The sequence below is a fragment of the Streptomyces sp. RB17 genome, from assembly GCF_009604455.1.
In the GTDB taxonomy this organism is placed as follows: domain Bacteria; phylum Actinomycetota; class Actinomycetes; order Streptomycetales; family Streptomycetaceae; genus Streptomyces.
The window spans coordinates 468736-490843 of the sequence record NZ_WEGL01000001.1 but is presented as its reverse complement, the minus strand read 5'-3'; the positions used below and the strand labels follow the sequence as shown (position 1 = coordinate 490843).

Annotated in this window: 17 protein-coding genes and 1 pseudogene; 10 read left to right on the top strand and 8 right to left on the bottom strand. The window is 72.2% G+C overall.

From position 1 onward, the window contains the following. Positions 1–37 precede the first annotated feature (37 nt). Entirely contained in the window at positions 38–487 is a 450-nt protein-coding gene (locus tag SRB17_RS02250) for a DUF3887 domain-containing protein (RefSeq protein ID WP_153534120.1), read from the top strand. Here SRB17_RS02250 and SRB17_RS02245 read toward each other — a convergent pair whose 3' ends face one another. Further along, complete coding sequence (locus tag SRB17_RS02245; RefSeq protein ID WP_153534118.1) at positions 488–1915, bottom strand: FGGY-family carbohydrate kinase; 1428 nt, start codon at positions 1913–1915, stop codon at positions 488–490. Between the two features lie 175 nt (positions 1916–2090). On the opposite strand from SRB17_RS02245, the gene SRB17_RS02240 reads away from it, so the two are divergent. From SRB17_RS02240 to SRB17_RS02230, 3 genes are read left to right on the top strand one after another with little or no spacing between them, the layout of a single operon-like run. Further along, a complete protein-coding gene (locus SRB17_RS02240) occupies positions 2091–2909 on the top strand; it encodes a DeoR/GlpR family DNA-binding transcription regulator (RefSeq protein ID WP_153534116.1) in 819 nt (272 codons plus the stop codon). After that, positions 2906–3931 carry a 2-hydroxyacid dehydrogenase gene (locus SRB17_RS02235; protein WP_323374854.1) on the top strand — a complete coding sequence of 342 codons (1026 nt, stop codon included), beginning with the start codon at positions 2906–2908 and terminating at the stop codon, positions 3929–3931. Before SRB17_RS02240 ends, SRB17_RS02235 begins: the two co-directional genes overlap by 4 nt. A gap of 17 nt (positions 3932–3948) precedes the next feature. After that, positions 3949–5376: an FGGY-family carbohydrate kinase gene (locus SRB17_RS02230; RefSeq protein ID WP_153534113.1), complete on the top strand. Its 1428-nt coding sequence runs from the start codon at positions 3949–3951 to the stop codon at positions 5374–5376. 30 nt (positions 5377–5406) lie between these two features. Here SRB17_RS02230 and SRB17_RS02225 read toward each other — a convergent pair whose 3' ends face one another. Further along, positions 5407–6069, bottom strand: a complete 663-nt coding sequence (locus SRB17_RS02225; protein WP_153534111.1) for a DsbA family protein — start codon at positions 6067–6069, stop codon at positions 5407–5409. 139 nt (positions 6070–6208) lie between these two features. Between SRB17_RS02225 and pepN the strand changes: the two genes are divergently transcribed. From pepN to SRB17_RS02205, 4 genes and pseudogenes are all read left to right on the top strand, one after another. Then, positions 6209–8788, top strand: a complete 2580-nt coding sequence (gene pepN / locus SRB17_RS02220; RefSeq protein ID WP_323374853.1) for an aminopeptidase N — start codon at positions 6209–6211, stop codon at positions 8786–8788. A 207-nt stretch (positions 8789–8995) separates the two neighbouring features. Next, positions 8996–10033 (top strand): hypothetical protein, encoded by a 1038-nt coding sequence (locus SRB17_RS02215; RefSeq protein WP_153534109.1) that lies wholly within the window; start codon positions 8996–8998, stop codon positions 10031–10033. Between the two features lie 175 nt (positions 10034–10208). Continuing rightward, complete coding sequence (locus SRB17_RS02210) at positions 10209–11018, top strand: SGNH/GDSL hydrolase family protein (protein WP_153534107.1); 810 nt, start codon at positions 10209–10211, stop codon at positions 11016–11018. A gap of 36 nt (positions 11019–11054) precedes the next feature. After that, a pseudogene (locus SRB17_RS02205) lies at positions 11055–11423 on the top strand (GNAT family N-acetyltransferase); the annotation flags it as partial. On the opposite strand, the gene SRB17_RS02200 reads toward SRB17_RS02205, so the two are convergent. From SRB17_RS02200 to SRB17_RS02175, 6 genes are all read right to left on the bottom strand, one after another. Beyond that, the gene (locus SRB17_RS02200; RefSeq protein WP_323375105.1) at positions 11373–12740 is read right to left on the bottom strand and encodes a glycosyltransferase; all 1368 of its coding nucleotides are present in this window, start codon (positions 12738–12740) and stop codon (positions 11373–11375) included. The pseudogene SRB17_RS02205 and the gene SRB17_RS02200 sit on opposite strands and share 51 nt — an antisense overlap. A 153-nt stretch (positions 12741–12893) precedes the next feature. After that, positions 12894–14030 carry a serine hydrolase domain-containing protein gene (locus SRB17_RS02195; RefSeq protein WP_228395820.1) on the bottom strand — a complete coding sequence of 379 codons (1137 nt, stop codon included), beginning with the start codon at positions 14028–14030 and terminating at the stop codon, positions 12894–12896. Between the two features lie 93 nt (positions 14031–14123). Continuing rightward, positions 14124–15875 (bottom strand): TIGR03767 family metallophosphoesterase, encoded by a 1752-nt coding sequence (locus SRB17_RS02190; protein WP_153534103.1) that lies wholly within the window; start codon positions 15873–15875, stop codon positions 14124–14126. A gap of 201 nt (positions 15876–16076) precedes the next feature. After that, the gene (locus tag SRB17_RS02185) at positions 16077–16565 is read right to left on the bottom strand and encodes an NUDIX hydrolase (protein WP_153534101.1); all 489 of its coding nucleotides are present in this window, start codon (positions 16563–16565) and stop codon (positions 16077–16079) included. Between the two features lie 9 nt (positions 16566–16574). Then, positions 16575–17552, bottom strand: a complete 978-nt coding sequence (locus SRB17_RS02180; protein ID WP_153534098.1) for a pyridoxamine 5'-phosphate oxidase family protein — start codon at positions 17550–17552, stop codon at positions 16575–16577. 2 nt (positions 17553–17554) lie between these two features. Next, on the bottom strand, positions 17555–18001 hold the full coding sequence (locus tag SRB17_RS02175) for a VOC family protein (RefSeq protein WP_153534096.1): 447 nt from the start codon (positions 17999–18001) through the stop codon (positions 17555–17557). A gap of 110 nt (positions 18002–18111) precedes the next feature. Between SRB17_RS02175 and SRB17_RS02170 the strand changes: the two genes are divergently transcribed. Together SRB17_RS02170 and SRB17_RS02165 are read left to right on the top strand one after the other, a co-directional pair. Continuing rightward, positions 18112–18654, top strand: a complete 543-nt coding sequence (locus tag SRB17_RS02170; protein ID WP_153534094.1) for a CGNR zinc finger domain-containing protein — start codon at positions 18112–18114, stop codon at positions 18652–18654. Positions 18655–18771: 117 nt separating this feature from the next. Then, positions 18772–22068 carry a S8 family serine peptidase gene (locus SRB17_RS02165; RefSeq protein ID WP_153534092.1) on the top strand — a complete coding sequence of 1099 codons (3297 nt, stop codon included), beginning with the start codon at positions 18772–18774 and terminating at the stop codon, positions 22066–22068. The last annotated feature ends 40 nt before the right edge of the window (positions 22069–22108 follow it).

Sequence of the window (22108 nt, the reverse complement as noted above, 5' to 3'; positions counted from 1 at the left end):
GCATGCGAGGAGCGGGTGGGTGGCGCACGATGAACGCATGTCCGCCCAAGACATCGCACGCGGCGGCGGGCGGCGACTCGCCCGGGCCGCGGTCACGATCGCGCTGGCCGCCTGTGCGCTGCTGCAGGCCGCGGGTTCCGCGCCGGCCGCGTCCAAGGACGACAAGGTCGCCCTGCGGACGCTCGACGACATCGTCAAGGGCCACTACAAGGCCGCCACCGCCCACTTCGACAAGGACATGCGCAAACACCTGCCGCCGAAGGGGCTCGAACAGGTGTGGAAGAGCTATCAGGCCCAGTTCGGGCGCTACAAGTCGCACCAGAAGCCCAAAGATGCCAAGTCCGGCCGGTACACCGTGGTCCGGGTGCCCCTGCGCATGCAGCACAGTGCCGGCGAGTTCCGCCTGAGCTTCGACAAGTCCGGTGCCGTCGCCGGCCTGTTCTTCCTCAAGCCGGGCGTGCCCCTCCCGAAGCCGTCGCCCACGTAGTCACCGCTCCAACCGGGCCAGCGCATGCGCCGCCACCTCCGCCGGCAGCCATCCGCGCAGCTCCAGCTCCCCCACCAGCCGTGCGTACGGCTCGGCGAACCGCGCCGTGCGGCCGGGCCGCGGCTCGACCGTCGTACCCACCCGGGCCATCGAGTCGGCGACGGCAGCGAGGCGCGGCCCCGCGCCCGTGCCGTACGCGGCCAGCGCCGCCATGCCCAGCGCGGGTTCCGGCCGCTCGGGGACGCGGACCGGGCGGCCCAGGACGTCCGCGCGCACCTGGGTCCAGTAGGCGCTGCGGGCCGCGCCCCCGGTGAAGGTGAGGGGGCCGTCCACGCGGGCGCCGAGGTGGTGGAGGTAGTCCAGGCAGAGGCGTTCGGCGAAGGCCACGCCCTGCAGGAGGGCCGCCCACAGGTCGGCGTCCGACTCCGGGACGCCGAGCAGGAGGGCGGTGGCGTGCGGGGCGTGGAAGGGGAAGCGTTCGCCTGGTGAGACCAGCGGGTAGGCGACGGCACCCGAGGGCTCGTACGCGGCGGCGCGGGCGTCCAGTGCGGCCGGGTCCGCGGCCGGGAAGCGGGCGGTGAGGACGCCGGCACCGACACTGGAGGCGCCGCCGGGCAGCCAGGTGCCGTCCGGGGCGCGGTGGTTGTAGACCACGCCGGCCGGGTCGCGGACCGGCTCGGTGGTGGCCCCCTTGAGCACCAGCGTCGTGCCGAGCACCGCGTTCCACGCGCCCTCGTGCAGGGCTCCGGCGGCGATCTGGGCCGCGCAGCCGTCGGTCATGCCCGCGACGACCGGGGTGCCGGCGGGGATCCCGGTGGCGTCGGCGGCGGCCGCGCAGACCTCGCCGAGCGGGGTGCCGGGCCGTACGACGTCCGGGAGGGCGCCGGCCGGGAGTCCGGTGAGGTCGGGCCAGCGGTCGCGCTCCACGTCGAACGCCGTCTTCAGGGCGTGGCTGGAATCGGCCGGGACGCGCCCGCCGGTCAGCCGTGCGGTGATCACGTCCGGCTGGTGCGCCACCCGCCCGGCGCCGTACCGGCCGACGAGCCAGCGCGCCTTCGGAAGTGCCCAGCTGTCCTGCACGGCGAGGCCCGCCGAGCGCAGCCGGCCCGCCTCGGCCGAGGCGCGCCCGTCGTCGTACATGAGCGCGGGGCCGACCGGGCGTCCCGTGTCGTCCGTGAGCAGCACGGTCCCCGAGGTCCCGCACACCGCGAGCCCGCCCACCCGAGCGCGCACCCCGGCGAGCGCCTTCCGGCAGGCCGCGCACACCGCCTCCCACCACTCGCCCGGGTCCTGCTCGTGCAGCACCCCGTCCCGCAGCCCGCGCACCAGGGGTGCGGCGCCGCCGCCGAGGACCGTGCCGTCGGCCGTCACGAGCAGCGCCCGCACCCCTTGGGTACCGAGGTCGATCCCGAGCCACGCCACCGCCATCCGAACCTCCGCACATCGCGAACGCCCCTGTGAAGTTCCCGCTCCCCACTGAGATTTCCCCCTGTTTTCTTCGTGCACAAGGGATTGACGGCCTTCCCGTGCCGTTACACCCTCGGTTGGCGAGTCGACTCGCCCTGTGACCCAGCCGGGCGACCGGGACGACGGACAGGACGCGATGAGCACTGGCGCACGGCAGGCTCAGGGGCCCGCCGCCCGGCAGGCGGCCATGGCCGAACTCGTCCTCGCCGAGGGCTCGGCGGCCGCGGCCGAGCTGGCCGAGCGGTTCGGGGTCAGCCTGATGACCATCCACCGGGACCTCGACGAGCTCGAACGGCAGGGGATCGTACGGAAGTTCCGGGGCGGGGTGACTGCGCAGCCGTCCGGGGTGTTCGAGTCGAACGTGCAGTACCGGCTGAAGACCATGCGCCCGCAGAAGGCCGCGCTCGCCGCGCACGCCGTGCGGCACATCGAGCCCGGCATGGCGATCCTCCTGGACGACTCCACCACCGCCCTGGAGATGGCCCGGCGGCTGGGGCTCGGCGAGATCACCCCGCTCACGGTCGTCACCAACTTCCTGGAGGCGATCAATCTCCTCGCCGGGCAGCGCGGCATCCATCTGATGGCGCTGGGCGGCGACTACGACCCGCTGCACTCCTCCTTCCTCGGGGTGTCCTGCGTGGAGGCGGTGGAGCAGCTGCGCGTGGACGTCGGTTTCCTGTCGACGTCCGGGGTGCACGGCGGCTACGCCTACCACCAGGAGCAGCACATCGTCTCCGTGAAGCGGGCCATGCTCGACGCGGCCGCCCGCAGCGTGCTGCTGGTCGACCACACCAAGCTGCGCCGGGTCGCGCTGCACCGGGTGGCCCCGCTCTCCCGCTTCGACCTGCTGCTGGTGGACGACGGAGCCTCGCCCGAGGCGCTGGCAGACCTGGACGAGCACAAGGTGCGCCACGAGGTGTGCGCCACGGACCCGAAGGAGCGTGCATCCCCGTGACGACCTCCCGTGTGCGTGTGGTGGCCGCCGGCGACCGCTTCGTCCTGCCGCCGCTGATCACGGCCGCCCTCGGCGAGGAGGCCGACTGCGAGGTGCGGGAGCTGATGCTCGGCTGGCCGCTGGAGCCCTTCGGTCCGGTCGCCGAGGTCAGCGAGGCCAGCGACGCGGAGGACGAGCTGATCGCCGCCCTCGACGGCGCCGAGGTGCTGGTCACCCAGATGGGACCGGTCACCGCCCGCGTCCTCGCCGCCTGCCCCGCGCTGCGGCTGGTCGTGGTCTGCCGGGGCGGACCGGTGAACGTCAACCTGGAGGCGGCCGGGCGGCACGACGTGCGGGTGTGCTTCGCGCCCGGCCGCAACGCCGCGGCCACCGCCGAGTTCACCGTCGGCCTGCTGCTCGCCGCCCTGCGCCGCATCCCGCAGGCTCACGGTCTCCTTGCCGGACAAGGGAGTTGGGACGGTTCGGCGTACTACACGTACGAGCACAGCGGTGTCGAGCTGGAGGACCTGCCCGTCGGGCTCGTCGGGTACGGCGCGGTGGGCAGCCGGGTCGCGCGGGTGCTGTGCGCCTTCGGGGCGCGGGTGATGGTCCACGACCCGTACGTGCGCGGCGAGATGCACGGGCTGCGCCTGGCCTCGCTGGACGAGCTGCTGCGCCGCTCGCAGGTCGTCACCCTGCACGCCCGGCTGACGGAGGAGACCCGTGGCCTGCTCGGCGCCCGTGAGCTGGCGCTGCTGCCGCCGGGCGCGGTGGTGGTCAACGCGGCCCGCGGGGCGCTGCTGGACGAGGACGCGCTGTGCGACGCGCTGGAGAACGGGCGGCTCGGCGCGGCGGCCCTGGACACCTACGCCCGCGAACCGCTCCCCGCGGACTCCCGGCTGCGCGCGCTCGCCGAGCGGGTGGTGCTGACCCCGCACCTCGGTGGGGCGAGCCGGGCGGTGGCGGAGAAGGCGGCACGGATCGCGGCGGCGGAGGTGGGCCGCTGGGTGCGCGGGGAGCCGCTCGCGCACTGTCTGACCTGAGAGCACCCGGGGGTGTCATGTTCGTCGGGATCGATGTGGGCACGTCTTTGGTGAAGGCTGCCGCCTTCGACCGGGCCGGCCGCCAACTGGGCGTCGAGGCACGGCCGGTGAACCTCGATGTGCGCCACGGGGCCGTGGAGCAGTGGATGCCGGCGGTGTACGCGGCCGTGTCCGGCACGCTGGGGGTCCTGACCGGGCGGCTGGCGGAGCCCGTGGAGCTGGCCGGGCTGACCGGGCAGGGCGACGGGGTGTGGCTGGTGGACGCGGAGGGCCGTCAGGTGCGGCCGGCGATCTCCTGGATGGACGGCCGGGCGCACGAGCTGGTGGACCAGTGGCTGGCGGACGGCACCTTCGAGGCGGTCTTCCGGCGCACCGGCAGCGCGATGTTCCCGGGCTGCCCGGGCCCGCTGCTGGCCTGGCTGGACCGGCACGAGCCGGCGTCCCTGGACCGGGCGGCGGCGGCCGTCGCCTGCAAGGACATGGTGTTCCAGCGGCTGACCGGTGCCGAGCGGGCGGTGACGGACGTGTCGGACGCGTCGATGCCGTTCCTGGACCCGCGCACCCGGCGTTACGACAACGAGGTGGTGGAGCTGCTCGGCCTGACCCACCGGGGGCGGCTGCTGCCCCCGATCGGCGACCCGATCGCGACCGGCGAGGCGGCCGGCGGGGGGCTGCCGCCCGGCACCCGGCTGGCGAACGGCCCGTACGACCTGCCGGCCTGCGCGCTCGGCGCGGGCGTCACCGCACCCGGCGACGGGCTGCTGATCGTCGGCACCTGTCTGGCGAGCCTGGTCGCCACCACCGAGCTGGACCTCGCCGGCGAACCGGCCGGGCTGTACATCTCCACCGACCGGCCGGGCCACTGGCTGCGCGCGATGCCCGCGATGGTCGGTACGGCGGCCCTGGACTGGGTGCTGGCCACGGCCGGCGCCCGGCACCAGGAGCTGGACGCCCTGCTGGCCGAGGCGCCGCCCGGCTCGTTCGGGGTGCGGGTGCTGCCCTACTTCGCGCCCTCGGGGGAGCGCGCGCCCTTCGTGGAGCCGGGGCTGCGGGCCGAGCTGCTCGGTGTCTCGCTGGAGACCCGGCCCGCCCACCTGGTGCGCGCCACCTGCGAGGGCATCGGCTACGCGGCCCGGCACTGCCTGGACGCGGCGGGCCTGACCGGGACGCTCGCGGTGTGCGGCGGCGGCACCCGCAGCCCGGCCTGGATGCGGCTGCTGGCGGACGTGCTGGGCCGGCCGCTCAGGGTGATGGAGGGCGAGACCGGGGCGCGGGGCGCGGTGCTGGCGGCGGCCGAACGGTACGGCGCGCCCCTGGACACCGCCGCCTGGACCGAGCCGGCCCGGGTGATCGAGCCGGACCCGGGCCGGACGGCGTACTACGCGAAGGGGTACGAGGAGCACCTGGAGCTGCTGGCCCGGGCAAGGGAACGGGCCCGGCGCTGAACGGCACCGGGCCCGAGCACCGACCGGGACCTACAGGTTGCTGAAGTCCGGACCGTTGGTGCGCGTCCGCTTGATCTCGTAGAAGCCCGGCACCGAGGCCACGGCGAGCGTTCCGTCCCACAGGCGGGCCGCCTCCTCGCCCTTCGGGGCGGGGGTGACGACCGGGCCGAAGAAGGCGATCTGCTCGCCGTCGGGGCCGGGCACCGCGATGACCGGGGTGCCGACGTCCTGGCCGACCTTCTCGATGCCCTCCTTGTGGGAGGCGCGCAGTTCGGCGTCGTACGCGAAGTCCTGCTGCTCGGCGTAGTCGATGAGGTCGGCGGGCAGGCCGACGTCCGCGAGGGCGCCCGCGACGGCCTCCAGGGTCGGGCCCTCGCCGTTGTTGTGGATGCGGGTGCCGAGCGCGGTGTACAGCGGGCCGAGGATGTCGGGGCCGTGCTTCTGCCAGGCCGCGGTGACCACGCGGACCGGCTGCCAGGCCTTGGTCGCGAGCATGTCCCGGTACTCCTCGGGCAGCTCGTCCAGCCTGTTCTCGTTGAGGACGGCGAGGCTCATGATGTGCCAGCGGACCTCGATGTCGCGGACCTTCTCCACCTCCAGCACCCAGCGGGAGGTCATCCAGGCCCAGGGGCACAGCGGGTCGAACCAGAAGTCGACGGGGGTCTTGCCGGACGCGGGGGCGGTCTCGGACATGGTTCTCCTCAGCGAAAGACTCTTTTCAGCGCTCAACGACGTCCTCGCGACCCGCATTCCCTGCTGCCCGCTGTCAGGGGCACGTGGCAGGATCGGTCCTGTTCCGCCTCATCCACGCGATCACAAGGGAGTGCCGTCCGTGCCCGGTGAGAATCTGTCCCGCGACGAGGCCCGGGAGCGGGCCGCCCTGCTGTCCGTAGACGGGTACGACGTTTCCCTGGACCTCAGGTCCGCCGTCGGCGACGGGAACGGCGAGCCGCGTACGTTCCGCTCGGTGACCACGATCCGCTTCCGCTGCAACGAGCCGGGCGCGGCGAGCTTCGCCGATCTGATCGCGCCGAGCGTCACCTCCGTCTCGCTCAACGGCCGGGACCTGGACCCGGGCGAGGTCTTCGACGGGTCGCGGATCGCGCTGGACGACCTGGCCGCGGAGAACGAGCTGGTGGTGGACGCCCAGTGCGCCTACTCCCGCACCGGCGAGGGCCTGCACCGCTTCGTCGACCCCGAGGACGGCGAGGTCTACCTCTACACCCAGTACGAGCCGGCCGACTCCCGTCGCGTCTTCGCCAACTTCGAGCAGCCGGACCTGAAGGCGCCGTACCGCTTCGAGGTCCAGGCCCCCGAGGGCTGGACGGTGTGGAGCAACGGCGCGGGCGAACTGGCCGACGGGGTCTGGAAGTTCGCGGAGACCAAGCCGATCTCGACGTACATCACGTGTGTGGTGGCGGGGCCGTACCACTACGTGACCGACTCCTACACCCGCACCTTCGAGGACGGCACCAAGCTGGAGATCCCGCTCGGCGCGATGTGCCGCAAGGGTCTCGCCCCGCACTTCGACGCCGACGACGTCTTCCTGGTCACCAAGCAGGGCCTGGACTTCTTCCACGACCACTTCGACTACCCGTACCCGTTCGGGAAGTACGACCAGGCGTTCGTGCCCGAGTACAACCTGGGCGCGATGGAGAACCCGGGTCTGGTGACCTTCCGCGAGGAGTACATCTTCCGCGGCAAGGTGACGCAGGCGTCGTACGAGGGCCGGGCCAACGTCGTCCTGCACGAGATGGCGCACATGTGGTTCGGCGACCTGGTCACCATGGAGTGGTGGGACGACCTGTGGCTGAAGGAGTCCTTCGCGGACTTCATGGGGACGTTCGCGAACGTGGGCGCGACCCGCTTCAAGGACGCCTGGATCACCTTCGCCAACCGCCGCAAGGCCTGGGCGTACCGCGCGGACCAGCTGCCGTCGACGCATCCGATCACGGCGGACATCCGTGACCTGGAGGACGCCAAGCTGAACTTCGACGGCATCACGTACGCCAAGGGCGCATCGGTGCTCAAGCAGCTGGTGGCGTACGTCGGCCAGGACGCGTTCCTGGAGGGCGCCCGCCGCTACTTCAAGCGGCACGCGTACGGCAACACCCGCCTCGGCGACCTGCTGTCGGTGCTGGGCGAGACCAGCGGCCGGGACATGTCGGCGTGGGCGCGTTCGTGGCTGCAGACGGCCGGGGTGAACTCGCTGACGCCGCAGGTGCTGCTGGACGCGGAGGGCAGGGTGGCCGAGCTGGCGGTGGTGCAGGAGGCGCCGGAGGCGCATCCCGAGGAGCGTCCGCACCGGGTCGCGGTGGGCCTGTACCGGCGTACGCCCGAGGGCGCGCTGGAGCGGTACGCGCGCGTGGAGACGGACGTGCACGAGCCGCGCACGGTCGTCGCCGACCTGGCCGGCGCCGAGGCCCCGGAGCTGGTCCTGGTCAACGACGACGACCTGACGTACTGCAAGATCCGCTTCGACGACACCTCGCTGGCCACGCTCAAGGAGCACCTGGGCGCGCTGACCGACCCGCTGGCGCGGGCCCTGTGCTGGTCGGCGCTGTGGAACATGACCCGGGACGCGCTGCTGCCGGCGCGGGACTTCGTCGCTCTGGTGCTGCGGTTCGCGGGCCGCGAGTCCGACATCGGGGTGCTGCAGATGCTGCACGCGTGGGCGAACTCGGCGCTGGTGCACTACGCGGCGCCCGCGTGGCGGGAGACCGGCGGTGAGCTGCTGGCGGAGGGTGCGCTGCGGGAGCTGGAGGCGGCCGAGCCCGGCAGCGAGCACCAGCTGGCGTGGGCGCGGTTCTTCGCGACGGTCGCGTCCGGCGAGACGGACCTCGCCCTGCTGAAGGGTCTGCTGGACGGCACGGAGGCGATCGACGGCCTGGAGGTGGACCAGGAGCTGCGCTGGGCGTTCCTGGAGCCGCTGGCGGCACACGGCGTGGCCGACGAGTCCGTGCTCGCCGCCGAACTGGCCCGCGACGACACGGCGTCCGGCAAGCGCCACCAGGTCCGCTGTCTGGCCGCCCGCCCTTCGGCGGCGGTCAAGGCGCAGGCGTGGGCGCAGGTGGTGGAGTCCGACGCGCTGTCGAACGCGCTGGTGGAGGCGACGATCGCGGGCTTCGACCAGCCGTCGCAGCGGGAGCTGACCGCGCCGTACGCCGAGAAGTACTTCGCGGCGATCGAGCGGGTGTGGCGGGAGCGGTCGATCCAGATCGGCATGGACGTGGTACGGGGCCTGTTCCCGGCGCTGCAGGACCGCGCCGGGACGCTGGAGGCGACGGACGCGTGGCTGGAGGCGCACCGGGACGCTGCTCCGGCGCTGCGCCGTCTCGTCCTCGAGTCGCGGGACGACCTGGCGCGGGCGCTGCGGGCACAGGAGTGCGATGCGACGGCGGCCGGCCACTGACCCTTGGCCTGAGCTTCCCCGGTCGGTGACCGTTACGAAATTCAGGCAAACATAGCCGTAACCCCTGGTCCGCACCTGATCGGACCAGGGGTTTTCCGTCCCTATTCGGCACCCGAACACCTGACCTTTAGTCCCAGCTTGTCCGCATTCTTCGACGGCCGTGTAACAGCGGTTAAAGGTGGGACCGGGCACGGGAATCCCGACGCCATGACGCACAACACCCCGCTCTCCCCCCGCCCCCTCCGCCACCTCTCCGAGGTCCACCGCCGCGTCCTGACGGCGGCTCAGCTCCGCGCCCACGGTGTGACGACGGCCGAGCTGACCGAGCAGTGCCGGCCCGGTGGCCCCTGGCAGCTGCTGCTGCCGAACGTGGTGCTCCTCCACCCCGGCCCCCCGACGAGCGAGGAACGTCTGCACGGGGCGCTGCTGTACGCGGCGCGCGAGTCCACGCCCGGTGTCCCGGCCCAGCCGACGGCCGAGGAACCGCACCGCCCGGTCTACGCGGACGCGATGATCACGGGCCTCGCGGCCCTCACCCTCTACGGCTTCTCCGCCACCCCGCCGCTCCTCTCCCTGGACCACGTCGACGTCCTGGTCCCCCGGCTGCGCCGGCTGCGCTCCGCCGGCCACGTCCGCGTCCTGCGCACCCCGGCCCTGCCCACGCCCAACGCGGTGACGGGCCTGCCGGTGGCGCCGGTGCCACGGGCGCTGGCGGACGCGGTGGCGGAGCTGACGGACGCGGAGGCGGTGCGGCGGCTGCTGACCGAGGCGGTGCGCGGTGGGCACTGTGAACCGGCCGCCGTCGTACGGGAGTTGACCCAGGCGAAGCTGCTCAACCGCCCGCACGTGGTGAACGCGGTGGACGCGCTCGTGGCGGAGGGCCGCTCGATCGCCGAGGACCGCCTGTACCGGATGGTCGGCGAGTACGGGCTGCCCGACCCGGTCTGGAACGTCGACCTGCGGCTGCCCGGCGGCCCGCACCTCGGCGGCCTGGACGCGTACTGGCCGGACCAGGCGGTCGCCGTCGAACTCGACACCCGGGCGCCCCGCCAGGACGACGACGCCCTCTGGTCCGAGTACGCCCGCAAGCGCGAGCACCTGGAACGCCTCGGGATCACGGTCGTCCACGTCACGCCGAAGAAGCTCAGGGACGCGATGGAACAGCAGGCGGCGGTGGTCCGTACCGCCCTGATGGCCTCGGCGGACCGCGATCCGGCCGCGTATGTCGTGGTGCTTCCCCGGTAGTGACGGACCGGGGCGTCGAGAGGCCGCGGGGAGCCCTCAGGAGGGGAGAGGAGGGGCCGCCGGGGCGATTCCGGTGGCCCCTCCTCGTGCTCACGGTCCCCGCGTGACGCTGCGTTCTCACCCGAACGGAGGAGCCTCGCGGGCGGCGCGGTCCGGGCCACGAAAGATGAGAGGTATGCGACATCCCCGGACAGCCGCGTGTTCGGCGGCCCTCCTGCTCGCCACGGCCTGCGTCGCCGCCGCCCCCGAGACGGCACGGACGGCACCCCGGACGCCGGCCGTGGGCTATGTGGCCCTCGGTGACTCCTACTCCGCCGGGCTCGGCGCCGGCGACTACCTCCCCACCGGCACGAACTGCAAGCGCAGCAGCCGGGCGTACCCGGTCCTGTGGGCCTCGGCGCACAAGGTGACGTCCTTCGCCTTCCCCGCGTGCAACCATGCCCGGACGAGCGACGTCCTGTCCGGCCAGCTCGGCGCGCTCGGCGCCGGCACCAGGCTGGTCACCCTCACCGTCGGCGGCATGGACGCGGGCTTCGCCGGGGTCATGACGACCTGCGCACTGGGCGGCACCAGCCGCTGTCTGTCAGCCGTCGCCGACGCCCGCACCGCGGTGGACAGGTCCCTCGGGGACAGCCTGGACCGGCTCTACTCGGCCATCAGGGACCGGGCTCCCGCCGCCCGTGTCGTGGTGCTCGGCTATCCCCACCTGTACCGCCTCAGAGGCACCTGCGAAATCGGCCTCCAGGACAGCGCGCGCGCCGCCCTCAACGACGGCGTGGACCACCTCGACGCGCTGATCGCCCGCCGCGCCGCGGCCCACGGGTTCACCTTCGCCGACGTCAGGCCCGCCTTCGCCGGCCATGAGATCTGCTCCCGCAGCCCCTGGCTGCACAGCGTCGACGTGCTGGCTCCCACCGAGTCGTACCACCCCACGTCACCGGGCCAGTCGCACGGCTACCTTCCGGTACTCGACCGAGTTTCCTGACGGGGTCCTGACAGGTCGAGCCGTACGCTCCGGTCCATGCCTGCCGAATCCGTGACCCTGCGCCCCGTCGGGGAGGACGACCTCCCCCTGCTGGAGCGCTTCCTCAGTGAGCCCGAGACGGCGGGGCCGTTCCAGTGGTACGGGTACGCCGACCCGCGGCGGTTCCGGCAACGCTGGACGGAGAACCGGCTGCTCGGTGAGGACGGCGGCCAGCTGATCGTCGCGGCCGGAACCGAGCCGCTGGGGTTCGTCGCCTGGCGGAAGGTCGTCGTCTCGGCCTCCACCTACTGCTGGAACATGGGCGCCCAGCTGCTGCCCGAGGCCCGCGGCCGCGGCATCGGCACCCGGGCCCAGCTACAGCTCGTCCGCTACCTCTTCGCCCACACCCCCGTGATGCGCATCGAGGCCGACACCGAGGCCGAGAACATCGCCGAGCAGCGGGCCCTGGAGAAGGCCGGGTTCACCCGCGAGGGCGTACTGCGGGGCATCGTCTTCCGGGACGGCCGGTGGCGCGACGGCGTCGCCTACAGCGTGCTGCGCCACGACCCGCTGCCCACCGACGTGTGAGGCGTACACCTCGTCCAGCAGGGTGGCGTAGGCCGCGATCATGCGGGTGCGGCTGAAGCGCTCCCGGGCGGCCTCCAGGGCCGGGGCCAGTTCCGTGCGGCCGGCGGCCGCGGCGGACCACGCGAGCGCGATCGCACCCGGGTCCGGCGGGGTGATGAAGCCGTGTCCGGTGACGATGGCCGCGCTGTCGCCGACGTCGGTGGTCACCGGGACCGCCCCGCACATCATGCCCTCGATCAGGCACAGCGGCGCCGCCTCGCCGGAGGCGGAGGTCAGGGCGACGACGTCGGCCGCGGCGTAGACGGTCTCCATGTCGCCGCGCACGCCGAGCAGGCGCACCCGGTCCGCCAGGTGCCGGTCCTCGCCGAACGCGGTCTCGATGTCGGCCCGCAGCGCCGGGTTCTCGCCGCTCATGCCCGCTCCGCACATCAGGACCCGGCCCTCGGGCTCACGGGACAGCCAGGCGCGGGCCGCCCGCAGGAAGAGCGGAACGTTCTTCATCGGGGCGTAGCGGGCCGCGAAGACGACCACCGGGGCCGGGGCCGGGATGCCCAGGGACGCGCGGAACGACAGCCGCGCGGCCGCGTCGGGGCGGAAGCGCAGGAGGTCCACCCCGTTGGGGATGACGTGCAGCACCTCACCGGGGACGCCCGCCGCCTCGTACGCCGCCCTGGTCGACTCCGCGCAGCACACGCACGCCACCACCTTGCCGTCGGCGATGGCGGCCTTCAGCTCGTCCAGGGCCGGGCCCTGGTTCTCCGGGTCGGAGCGGTGCAGGCCGACCACGATCGGCCGACGGGGCAGGCCGCCCTGGTTGAGCAGGGCCAGCGGCTGCTCCTTCAGCGAGAGGATCACATCCGCACCGGCCATCGACCGAGCCGTTTCGGCCAGCTCGGGCCCGCCGAAAACGTTCGCCGCGAGCGAGCCGTCCACCAGGCCCGCACTGCGGCCGAGCGAGGTGACGCCGACCCCGCCGGCGGTCAGCGCCCGGTAGCAGTGGTCGTCCTCCATGCGCTGCCGGGTGGCCTCGCGATGGACCTCGCCATGGATGCTGAGCACCCGGTGGGACTGGCCGCCCTCGGCCAGTCCCAGTACGACGTCGCTGTGCACGATCCGGGCTCCTCCGGAGAAGAAGCCCTCGTAGACCGACAGCACCCGCAGTCCGCGCCTCGTACGCACGCGACCACCCGCCTTGCATAACAATGATCGAGAAGATCGAGCCATCCCCGTCCAAAGCGGGTTAGCCGATATGAGGCGGTACGGACATTGCGTCCGGGTTAACGCGGAATGACGCGGATGAAACGGTGGCTAACAGAATTCCCCGTCGATCACCGACTGCATGTCCCCGGCCCAGTCGCCGTTGAAATTGAGGGCGATCGCATGCTTGCCGTCGGCCGTCGTCATCACCGAGGACCCGGACCCGTGGATGCCGCCGTTGTGCCCCCAGACATGAACACCGCAGGTCAGCCGGGTGTCCATGAGTCCGAGGCCGTAGCGCGCGTTCGGGATGCCCTTGGCCTCCACGGTGGTCTTCATTTCCTTCAGCTGCTCGGGCGGCAGGAGCTTTCCGCCGAGCAGGGCGCTGTAGAAGCGGTCGAGATCGGCGGAATCGGAGATCATTTCTCCCGCGGCCGAGGCCAGCGACGGATTGAGGTTCGTGACGTCGTACACCGGCGCCGTCGGATCGGTGAATTTCGAGTAGGCGCGGCTGCTCGGGCGGGGGACGGTGACCCGGGTGCCGGGGAGCGAGGTGCCCCGCAGTCGCAGCGGCGCGATGATGCGGCGGTCGATCTCGGTGGCGTACGAGTGGCCCGTCACCTTCTCGATCACCATTCCGGCCAGGACGTAGTTGGTGTTGGAGTACTTCCAGGACGTGCCCGGCGCGAAGTACGGCGCGTGCTTCATGGCGATCGCCACCAGCTCTCCCGGGGCGAACGTGTCGTAGCGGTGCCGCGAGAAGCCGTCCGCGGTGAAGACCGCCCGGCCGAAGTCCGCGTCCCTGGTGTAGTCGAAGATGCCGCTGGTGTGGTTCAGCAGCTGCCGGACGGTGATCCGCCGGCCGTCGTGGCCCTGCCCGTGGACCACGCCCGGCAGCCACGTCTCCACGGTGTCGTCCAGCGACAGCCGGCCCTCCGCCTCCAGTTGGAGCAGGACGGTGGCGACGAAGGTCTTGGTGACGCTGCCGACGCGGTAGCGGTCGGCGGTGGAGCGCGGCCGGCCCGTCCTGAGGTCACCCACCCCGGCGGTGGTGGACCAGGTGCCGTGGCCGTCCTTCGCGGTGGCGGTCACCCCGGGCACGCCGGCCGCGACCGCGGCCTCGACGGCCTTGCGGGTGCCGGCGTGTCCGTCGCCGTCGGGCGCGGCCACAGCCGGAGCCGCCAGGGCCGCCAGGGCCGCCGAGAGGAGTACGGCTGTGGTGGCCATCAGGGTCGTGCGTACGCGCATATCTTCCCCCAACCTGTGGTGTACGTGCGGTCGGAGGAAGAAACCTGCGTCGGCCGGGCAAAGGTTGCCCGGACTAGCCCGGTTGGGTGAACCTCAGCCCTTTTTCAGCACCAGCTCCGTGTTCCGGTCGGCCGCGCTGCCCGCGAGGGTCTTGTTGGCGCCGGGGGCGTTGTAGGCCAGCTCGCGGTAGAGCGCGGCGAGGCCGGTCTGGGAGAGGTCGGCGAAGTCGGTGCGGTGCGGGGCTGCGGACTCGATCAGGGTGGTGAACAGCGAGATCGTGCCGTCCTTGTTGTCCACCAGCTCGATGATGCGGGCCAGGTGGGGGTAGTCGACGTGCGAGGCGGTGGAGATCTCCCAGAAGGAGCGGCCGCCGGAGGCCTGGTGCGGGGTGATGACGTTCTTGTGGATGTGGCCGTTCACCCAGGCCAGGACGTTCGCGTGGGCGGACAGGACCGAGATCACCTCGGCGCCGCCGTGCCGCTTCTCGCCGGGTCGGGCCGGGTCGGGGCGGGTGTTGTCCATCGTCTTGCTGGTGTGGTGGCTGAAGACGACGGCGTAGGAGTCCTTGTTGTCCTTCAGCGTCTTGTCCAGCCAGTTCAGCTGGGCGGTGCCGATGGAGCCCTCGTAGTGGCCGCCGGCGTCGGTGGTGTCGAGGCTGATGCCGATGACGTCGTCGGAGATGCGGAAGGCGTAGTACTGGGTGCCCGCGTCGAGGTTCGCCGAGGAGTAGCCGTGCCCGACCGGGCCGAGGCCCTGGTGGGCGGGGTCCAGGTGGGCCTTGAGGTAGTCGGCCTGGGTGTACGGCGCGCGCTTCTCGTCCGGCGTGACCGAACGCATCGAGCGGGCGTGGGCCTTGAGGAAGTCCCGGTAGCCGGCGGCCTTGGGGTCGGTGGCGTTCTTGATGGCGTCCTGGAGTTTCCTGGCGTCCGCGTCCGAGACGCTGAACAGCTTCTTGCCGCCGATGGCCGCCTCGGCGAGGTACGGGTCGCCGTGGGAGCCGTAGCAGCCGAGCGGCAGGGCGTCGTGGTTGCCGACGGTCGAGTACCAGGGCAGCTTCAGGCCGGGGCTCTGCACCTCGCGGACCGCGGCGGCCAGGAAGCCCTTCAGCTGCGGGAAGCCGAGCGCCTTGTCGCCGTCGCGCAGGGTGGAGTCCGGCTGCCAGTACAGCTTCAGACCGCTGTTCTGCACGCCCTCGTAGTGCTTGGGGTCACCGGAGTTGGGGGTGATCCGGCCGCCGCTCATCACCTTCATGAACCACTCCAGTTCGGAGTGGGCGTTGTTGTCGGTGTTGTCGCCGGTGGTCATGACGAAGTGCAGTGGGGCACCGGTGACGGGGGCGCCCCGCAGCGCGTTGACCCGTTCGACGAGCGAGATCGCGCCGGGCACGGTGAGCGCCTCGTGCGGACGCCAGGCGTGCGCGTCGTGGGAGCGCAGGTACTCCAGGCGCAGCGGGTGCTGGACGTCCTGCAGATGCAGGTCGGTGAACTGCACGAACGCGGCGAGGGCCGTACGGCGGCCCGCCCGGCCCGACTTGGGCGCGGCCAGTTCGCCGCGCACCACCCGGCTCCAGCCCGCGCCGTCGCCGAGCCGCCGGTAGCCGGAGCTGCCCAGCGGCGCGGCCACGGAGGCGAGGGTCGTGCCCTTGGTGTAGGGGGCGAGCGGGGCGGCCGCGGGGGCCTGCCGGGAGTGGGCGACCGGCGCCGCGGCGGTGGTGGCGGCCTGGCTGTCCGTGGGACGGAGGGCGTAGCCGACGCCCGCGGAGAGCGAGACCGCTCCGGCGGCGGCGAGGACGGTACGGCGGTTGACCTCCAGGGCGGAGGCGGCGACAGAGCGTATGCGCGACATTGGCGCGATCTCCCCGAGTGCGAACGCGTCGGCAGTGGTCGCGGGTCGTCGCTTCCGCGAACAACCCGCTCGCTCTGGATGGTTCGCACCGGGGATGACCTGCGCGTGAACGCGGCGGCAACGCGCAGCGCCGATCACCGTACGTGGATCACGGGGTACCGGTCGCGGTCATGGAGTGGATTGTGCGCGGCCGGGGGGCGGTCACTCCTCGTTCATCTCCTGGGGTACGGGAGGGGTCTCGGCGGTGAGACGACCGTTCGCGGGGCGTTCCCGCCAGAGCCGCAGCGCGACGTCGACCAGGTGGACCCGGTTCAGGTCCGGTACGACCGAAAGCTCCTGCCACGCCGCGAAATCGGTGGACCCGCCCATCTCGTACCGGAGTTCGCCGCCGACGACCTCCCCCTCGTAGATGAGGCGCAGGGCATGGTGGTCGGTCTCCGGGGTGAGGCCCCGGCGGGTGAAGAGATGACGGCGCGAGTCCACGCCGAGGAGACCGGTCACCTCGATGCGGTAGCCGGTCTCCTCGGTGACCTCGCGGCGGACGGTGTCGTACGGGTCCTCGCCGTGCTCCATGCCGCCACCCGGCAGCACCCACTCGGGAGTTCCGTCGGGCCCGGGTGAGCGGGCCAGGAGGAGCTGTCCGTCACGGACGCACACGGCGTAGGCCGCCACCCTCAAGTTCCGTCGCATGGACGGACGTTAGCGCGCGATGTCCGGATTCGCCGGTGAGTGTTCCGGCGCCGACCAGCGCAGCGGCAGAGCGGCGGGGGTCCACAGGGCCTCGGTGACGGTGAAGCCTGTGCTGCGCTCGCCGGCCGCCGTGAACTCGGTGCGGGCCTCTCCGGTGAGCTGGAGGGTGGTGCCCGTGGTCCAGTCGAGGAAGAGCAGTCCGGCGCGGGGGTTGCTCCGCAGGTTGCCGAGGGTGAGGAACATGGCGTTGCCGGGGTAGTCGGGCCAGGTCAGCTGGTGGGGGGAGGTGACCTGGACGAAGCCGGGGTTGCCGCCGCGGTGGCTGACGTCGGCTCCGCCGGGGTGGGCGGTGGCGATGAAGAAGGTGTCGGCCGAGCGGATGAACTCCGTTGCCTGCTGGTCGAGTTCGGTCAGCCTGCGGGGGTTGCCCGGTGTGCGGTCGTCGAGTGTCTCGTACGTCTCCCTGCGCTGGATGTATTTGGGGCAGTTGGAGAACACCTGGTCCGCCTCTACGACGAAGCCGCGGGGGGTTGGCCTCAGCCGGCCGTTCAATCGCATGCGGCGGCGGGTTCGGGGGTCCAGGGCGATGGTTCCTGTATGGGTGCCGGGGGTTTGCAGCGCGGTCGCAAGGGGGGTGTGCAGGCCGTCACGCGGGTGCGGGTCGTTCGTGGTTGCTCGCACAGTTCCCCGCGCCCCTCGAGGTTGACTGTCCGGCCGCCCGCCAGACCCATGCCCGGCACCAGTGACGACCGACATCTGCCGCGGACCCGTCGCCCGGACGAACCCGGGACTGCCCGTGAGCGCCGACGCCCACACCCTCCCCGTCTCCGGGGCCGCCGCGCCCACCACCAGCAGGGGCTGGAGTTCCAGGAAGGCGGCCGCGATCGGCTTGATGTCCTGGCCGAGGGAGCGGCCCACGTGGTCGGCGCGGTCGCGGACGCCGAGCAGTTGCTGCACGGCGAGCGAGCCCGCGTGATAGGTGGCCATGGTTAGAAGAAACCGCAGGTCGGTGCGGACGAGTGGGGTGCCGGGGCGCCGTCGGGGCCGAGGGGGGCGGAGATCTCCAGGCGGATGCCGTCCGGGTCGTGGAAGAAGATCCCGCCCGAGGTGCCGCCCTCGCGGTGGGCGACCACGCCGTCGTGGGCGAAGTCCACCCCGGCGGCCCGCAGCGCGGTCTCGTACTCCCGCACGCGGTCGATCGAGTCGGCGTCGAAGGCGAGGTGGTGCAGTCCGGGGCGACCGCTGTCGTACGACCCCCGCGCCTGCTGCCAGAGGGTGACGAGCGGGGCGCCACCGGCCTCCCCCAGCATCGCCCAGCGCTGGTCGTCCTCCTTGCCCTCGGCGAGCACGGCGAAGCCGAGCAGGTCGCGGTAGAAGGCGAGCGAGCGGTCGAGGTCGGTGATGTTCAGGCCGGTGTGCGCGATGCGTGGGGTCATGGGCTCATCCCTTCGATATATCTAACCGTTGTACTTGAGATTAGACGGTTAGAGGCGAGATCGTCAACCGGTCACGTACTCTTGAATGGTTAGACGAGAAGGAGTGCCCGATGACCACCCCCCGCGATCCCCGCCCGCTCACCGGAGAGCCCCTCGCGCTCGACCTGCTCAACACCCGGTGGAACCGGGAAGGCGTGACCCAGGACCTGCTCGACGGCACCGAGGGCCTGGCGGTGTGGCTCCTGAGCAACGGGCTGGCCGGGGATCACGCGGCCGACGCGGAGGTGCTGGAGCATCTGCGCGAGGCGCGCGCGGCGCTCAGGTCCGCGGTGGACGGGGGACCGGCCCAGGCCGCGCCGCTGGTGGACGCCGTCCTCGCACATGGGCGGATCCGGGCCCGGCTGACCCCCGACGGCCCGGCCGAGGAGCCGGAGTTCGCCGATGCGTCGTGGGGGCCGGCCTGGCTCGCCGCCCGGAACTACCTGGAGCTGCTCACCCGGGGCCCGGAACGCATCCGGACCTGCGCCGGCGGCAGCTGCATCCTGCACTTCTTCGACACGTCCCGGAACGGCACCCGCCGCTGGTGCTCGATGGCCGCGTGCGGCAACCGCGCGAAGGCGTCCCGGCATTACGCGCGCTCGAGGGAGGGTTGACCCTTAGCGGGTTTTCCCCATACCTCGATATCGATTCGGTCAACGGTCCCCAAAATTCTGTCCCTTGGGTAAAGCTGAGCGCTCTCGATCGCTCGCTCCTTTACCTGAGGGATGCCGATGACCCATATATCCGAGCGCAGCCCGCTGCCCGGTCCGAGACGCCTGGCCCGCGTGGCCGTGGCCGTGGGCGTGGTGGCCGCCCTGTCCGCGGCCGGGCCGATACCCCTGGCCCTCGCCGCGGACACACCCCCCGCCACAGCCGCCGGCTCCGGCGTCAAGTCCGCCCACGACAAGCTCGGTTCGGACGACGCGGACCTGCTCGCCGAGGCCAAGGCCGACGGCGACAAGAACGTCACGATGATGATCGCGACCGCCCCGGGACAGACCGAGCAGGTCGCCGAGGAGCTCGACGCGGTCAAGGGCGGCTCGGTGGGCCGTATCTACGACAAGCTCGGTTACGTGCGCGCCACCGTGCCGACGGCCAGGGCCGACGCCGCGATCAAGGCCGCCGCGAAGCTCTCCTCGGTGCACGCCATCGACCTCAAGCAGGACATCCCGCTCGACGACCCGTCGCCGAACGGAACCACGTCCGGTTCCACGACGGGTACTTACCAGGCTCCCGGCAAGAACACCCCGGCGAAGAACCCGTACAACCCGTCCTTCGAGACCGGTGCCGTCGAGTTCGTCCAGGACCACCCGAAGTGGGACGGCCGGGGCATCACCATCGGCATCCTGGACTCCGGAGTCGACCTCGGCCACCCGGCGCTGCAGAAGACCACCACCGGCGAGCGGAAGATCGTCGACTGGGTGACCTCGACCGACCCGATCGTGGACGGCGACGCGACCTGGCGTCCGATGGTCACCGCCGTCTCCGGGCCGAGCTTCTCCTACGGCGGCGCGACCTGGACGGCGCCTTCCGGGTCGTACGAGGTCAGCACCTTCAAGGAGTCCGCGACCACCGGCGGCGACGAGCAGGGCGACCTGAACCGGGACGGCGACACGACCGACAGCTGGGGCGTGCTGTACGACCCGGCGGCCGGCACGGTCACCGTCGACCTGGACAACGACCACGACTTCACCGACGACACCGCCATGAAGCCGTACAAGGACGGCTACCAGGTCGGGTACTTCGGCACCGACGACCCGAAGACCGACGTCGTCGAGCGGGTGCCGTTCGTCGTGCAGATCCGCAAGGACGTGCCGATGGACCCCTACGGCGGGTCCTGGGTCGGCAAGAAGGCGGACTTCGTCAACATCGGGGTCATCGAGTCCGAGCACGGCACGCATGTCGCCGGCATCACCGCCGCGAACGGCCTGTTCGGCGGGAAGATGAACGGCGCCGCCCCCGGCGCGAAGATCGTGTCGTCCCGCGCCTGCACCTGGACCGGCGGCTGCACCAACGTGGCCCTCACCGAGGGCATGATCGACCTGGTCGCCAACCGCGGTGTCGACATCGTCAACATGTCGATCGGCGGCCTCCCGGCGCTGAACGACGGCAACAACGCGCGCGCCGAGCTGTACACCCGGCTGATCGACACCTACGGCGTCCAGCTGGTGATCTCCGCGGGCAACTCCGGGCCCGGCGCCAACACCATCGGCGACCCCGGCCTCGCGGACAAGGTGATCTCGGTCGGCGCGGCCATCTCCAAGGAGACCTGGGCGGCGAACTACGGCTCGGCCGTGGAGAAGAAGTACCAGATGATGCCGTTCTCCTCGCGCGGCCCGCGTGAGGACGGCGGCTTCGCCCCGACGCTGGTCGCGCCCGGCGCCGCGATCAACAGCACCCAGACCTGGCTGCCCGGCTCCCCCGTCCCGGAGGCGGGCTACGCGCTGCCGGCCGGCTACTCCATGCTCCAGGGCACCTCGATGGCCTCCCCGCAGGCCGCCGGCGCGAGTGCGCTGCTGCTGAGCGCCGCCGAGCAGAAGGGCATCGACCTGACGCCGGCCGGGCTGCGCACGGCGCTCACGTCGACGGCCGACCACATCAAGGGAGTTCAGGCCTACGAGGAGGGCGCGGGCCTGATCGACATCGTGGACGCCTGGGAAGCGATCAAGGACGGCGCCTCCGCGCACGACTACACCGTCGAGGCACCCGTCGACACCGCGCTCGACCAGGCGCTGAAGACCCCCGGCCACGGCACCGGCCTGTACGACCGCGAGGGCGGCCTGAAGGCCGGCGAGAAGAAGACGTACGACATCACCCTCACGCGCACCTCCGGCCCGGACCGGGCGGTCCGGCACGAGCTGAGCTTCGAGAACAACGCCGGCGGCACCTTCCGGATCCTCGGCGACGACGCCGTACGGCTGCCGCTGAACCGGCCGGTGACGGTGAAGGTGCAGGCGGCACCGGGGTCGGCCGGCATCAAGAGCGCCGTCCTGGACGTCGACGACCCGTTCACGGAGGGGATCGACAAGCAGATCCTGACGACCGTCGTCGTCTCGGCCCCCGTCGACTACACCTACTCGGCCTCCGGTTCGGTGCAGCGCAACAGCACCCGGTCGTACTTCCTGACCGTGCCCGAGGGCGCGAAGTCGCTGGAGGTGGCGATCGGCGGACTGAAGGACAAGAGCCAGACCCGGTTCATCGCCGTCCACCCGTACGGCGTCCCGGTCGACAACACCGGCACCCCGTACTGCTACCCGAACTACCTCGACGGCAACGGCTGCAAGCCCGACGTGCGCTCCTACGCCGACCCGCAGCCGGGTGTCTGGGAGGTGGAGGTGGAGTCCCGCCGTACGTCCCCGCTGCTGGACAACCCGTACACGCTGGACGTCTCCGTGCTCGGCGCGGCCTTCGACCCGGAGACCGTGACCGTGCCCGAGGCGAAGGTGGGCAGCCCGGCCGCCGTCTCCTGGAAGGTGACCAACACGTATGCCGCCCTGGCCGGCAAGCCGGCCGGCGGCCCGCTCGGCTCGGCCAGGACGGCGCGCCCGTCCATCAAGGAGGGCGAGACACAGACCACCACGGTGGACGTCCCGGCCGGCGCCACGTCCCTCGACGTCGCCATCGGCAACGTCTCGGACGCCTCCGCCGACCTGGACCTGACGGTGTACGACGCGAGCGGCAAGCAGGTCGCGCAGTCCGCCGACGGCGACTCCGAGGAGGCGGTCTCCCTCCCGTCGCCGGCGGCCGGTACGTACACCATCAAGGTCGTCGGCTACGCGGTGCCGTCCGGCGCGACCGACTACGACTACCGGGACGTGTTCTTCTCCCCCACGCTCGGCTCCGTCACGGTGGACGACTCGGCCCCGGTCACGCTCGGCACGGGCGACTCGGCCACGGTCACCGGGCAGGTCACGGCCGCCGCCGCGGCCCCGGCGGGCCGTGAGTTCTTCGGCCAGGTCCAGCTGGTGAACGCGCGCGGCACGGTCGCGGGCGTCGGCAGCGTGAAGATCGAGAAGGTCACACCGTAACGGAGTGGCCCGGTGAGGGGCGGGTGTCCGGGGGGACACC

Coding starts and splice junctions, on each gene's coding strand:
- SRB17_RS02240 (WP_153534116.1), top strand. CDS start 2,091: ATGAGCACTGGCGCACGGCAGGCTCAGGGGCCCGCCGCCCGGCAGGCG.
- SRB17_RS02180 (WP_153534098.1), bottom strand. CDS start 17,552: ATGGCCACCTATCACGCGGGCTCGCTCGCCGTGCAGCAACTGCTCGGC.
- SRB17_RS02230 (WP_153534113.1), top strand. CDS start 3,949: ATGTTCGTCGGGATCGATGTGGGCACGTCTTTGGTGAAGGCTGCCGCC.
- SRB17_RS02225 (WP_153534111.1), bottom strand. CDS start 6,069: ATGTCCGAGACCGCCCCCGCGTCCGGCAAGACCCCCGTCGACTTCTGG.
- SRB17_RS02185 (WP_153534101.1), bottom strand. CDS start 16,565: ATGCGACGGAACTTGAGGGTGGCGGCCTACGCCGTGTGCGTCCGTGAC.
- SRB17_RS02190 (WP_153534103.1), bottom strand. CDS start 15,875: ATGTCGCGCATACGCTCTGTCGCCGCCTCCGCCCTGGAGGTCAACCGC.
- SRB17_RS02215 (WP_153534109.1), top strand. CDS start 8,996: ATGACGCACAACACCCCGCTCTCCCCCCGCCCCCTCCGCCACCTCTCC.
- SRB17_RS02175 (WP_153534096.1), bottom strand. CDS start 18,001: ATGACCCCACGCATCGCGCACACCGGCCTGAACATCACCGACCTCGAC.
- SRB17_RS02245 (WP_153534118.1), bottom strand. CDS start 1,915: ATGGCGGTGGCGTGGCTCGGGATCGACCTCGGTACCCAAGGGGTGCGG.
- SRB17_RS02195 (WP_228395820.1), bottom strand. CDS start 14,030: ATGCGCGTACGCACGACCCTGATGGCCACCACAGCCGTACTCCTCTCG.
- SRB17_RS02210 (WP_153534107.1), top strand. CDS start 10,209: ATGCGACATCCCCGGACAGCCGCGTGTTCGGCGGCCCTCCTGCTCGCC.
- SRB17_RS02165 (WP_153534092.1), top strand. CDS start 18,772: ATGACCCATATATCCGAGCGCAGCCCGCTGCCCGGTCCGAGACGCCTG.
- SRB17_RS02170 (WP_153534094.1), top strand. CDS start 18,112: ATGACCACCCCCCGCGATCCCCGCCCGCTCACCGGAGAGCCCCTCGCG.
- SRB17_RS02250 (WP_153534120.1), top strand. CDS start 38: ATGTCCGCCCAAGACATCGCACGCGGCGGCGGGCGGCGACTCGCCCGG.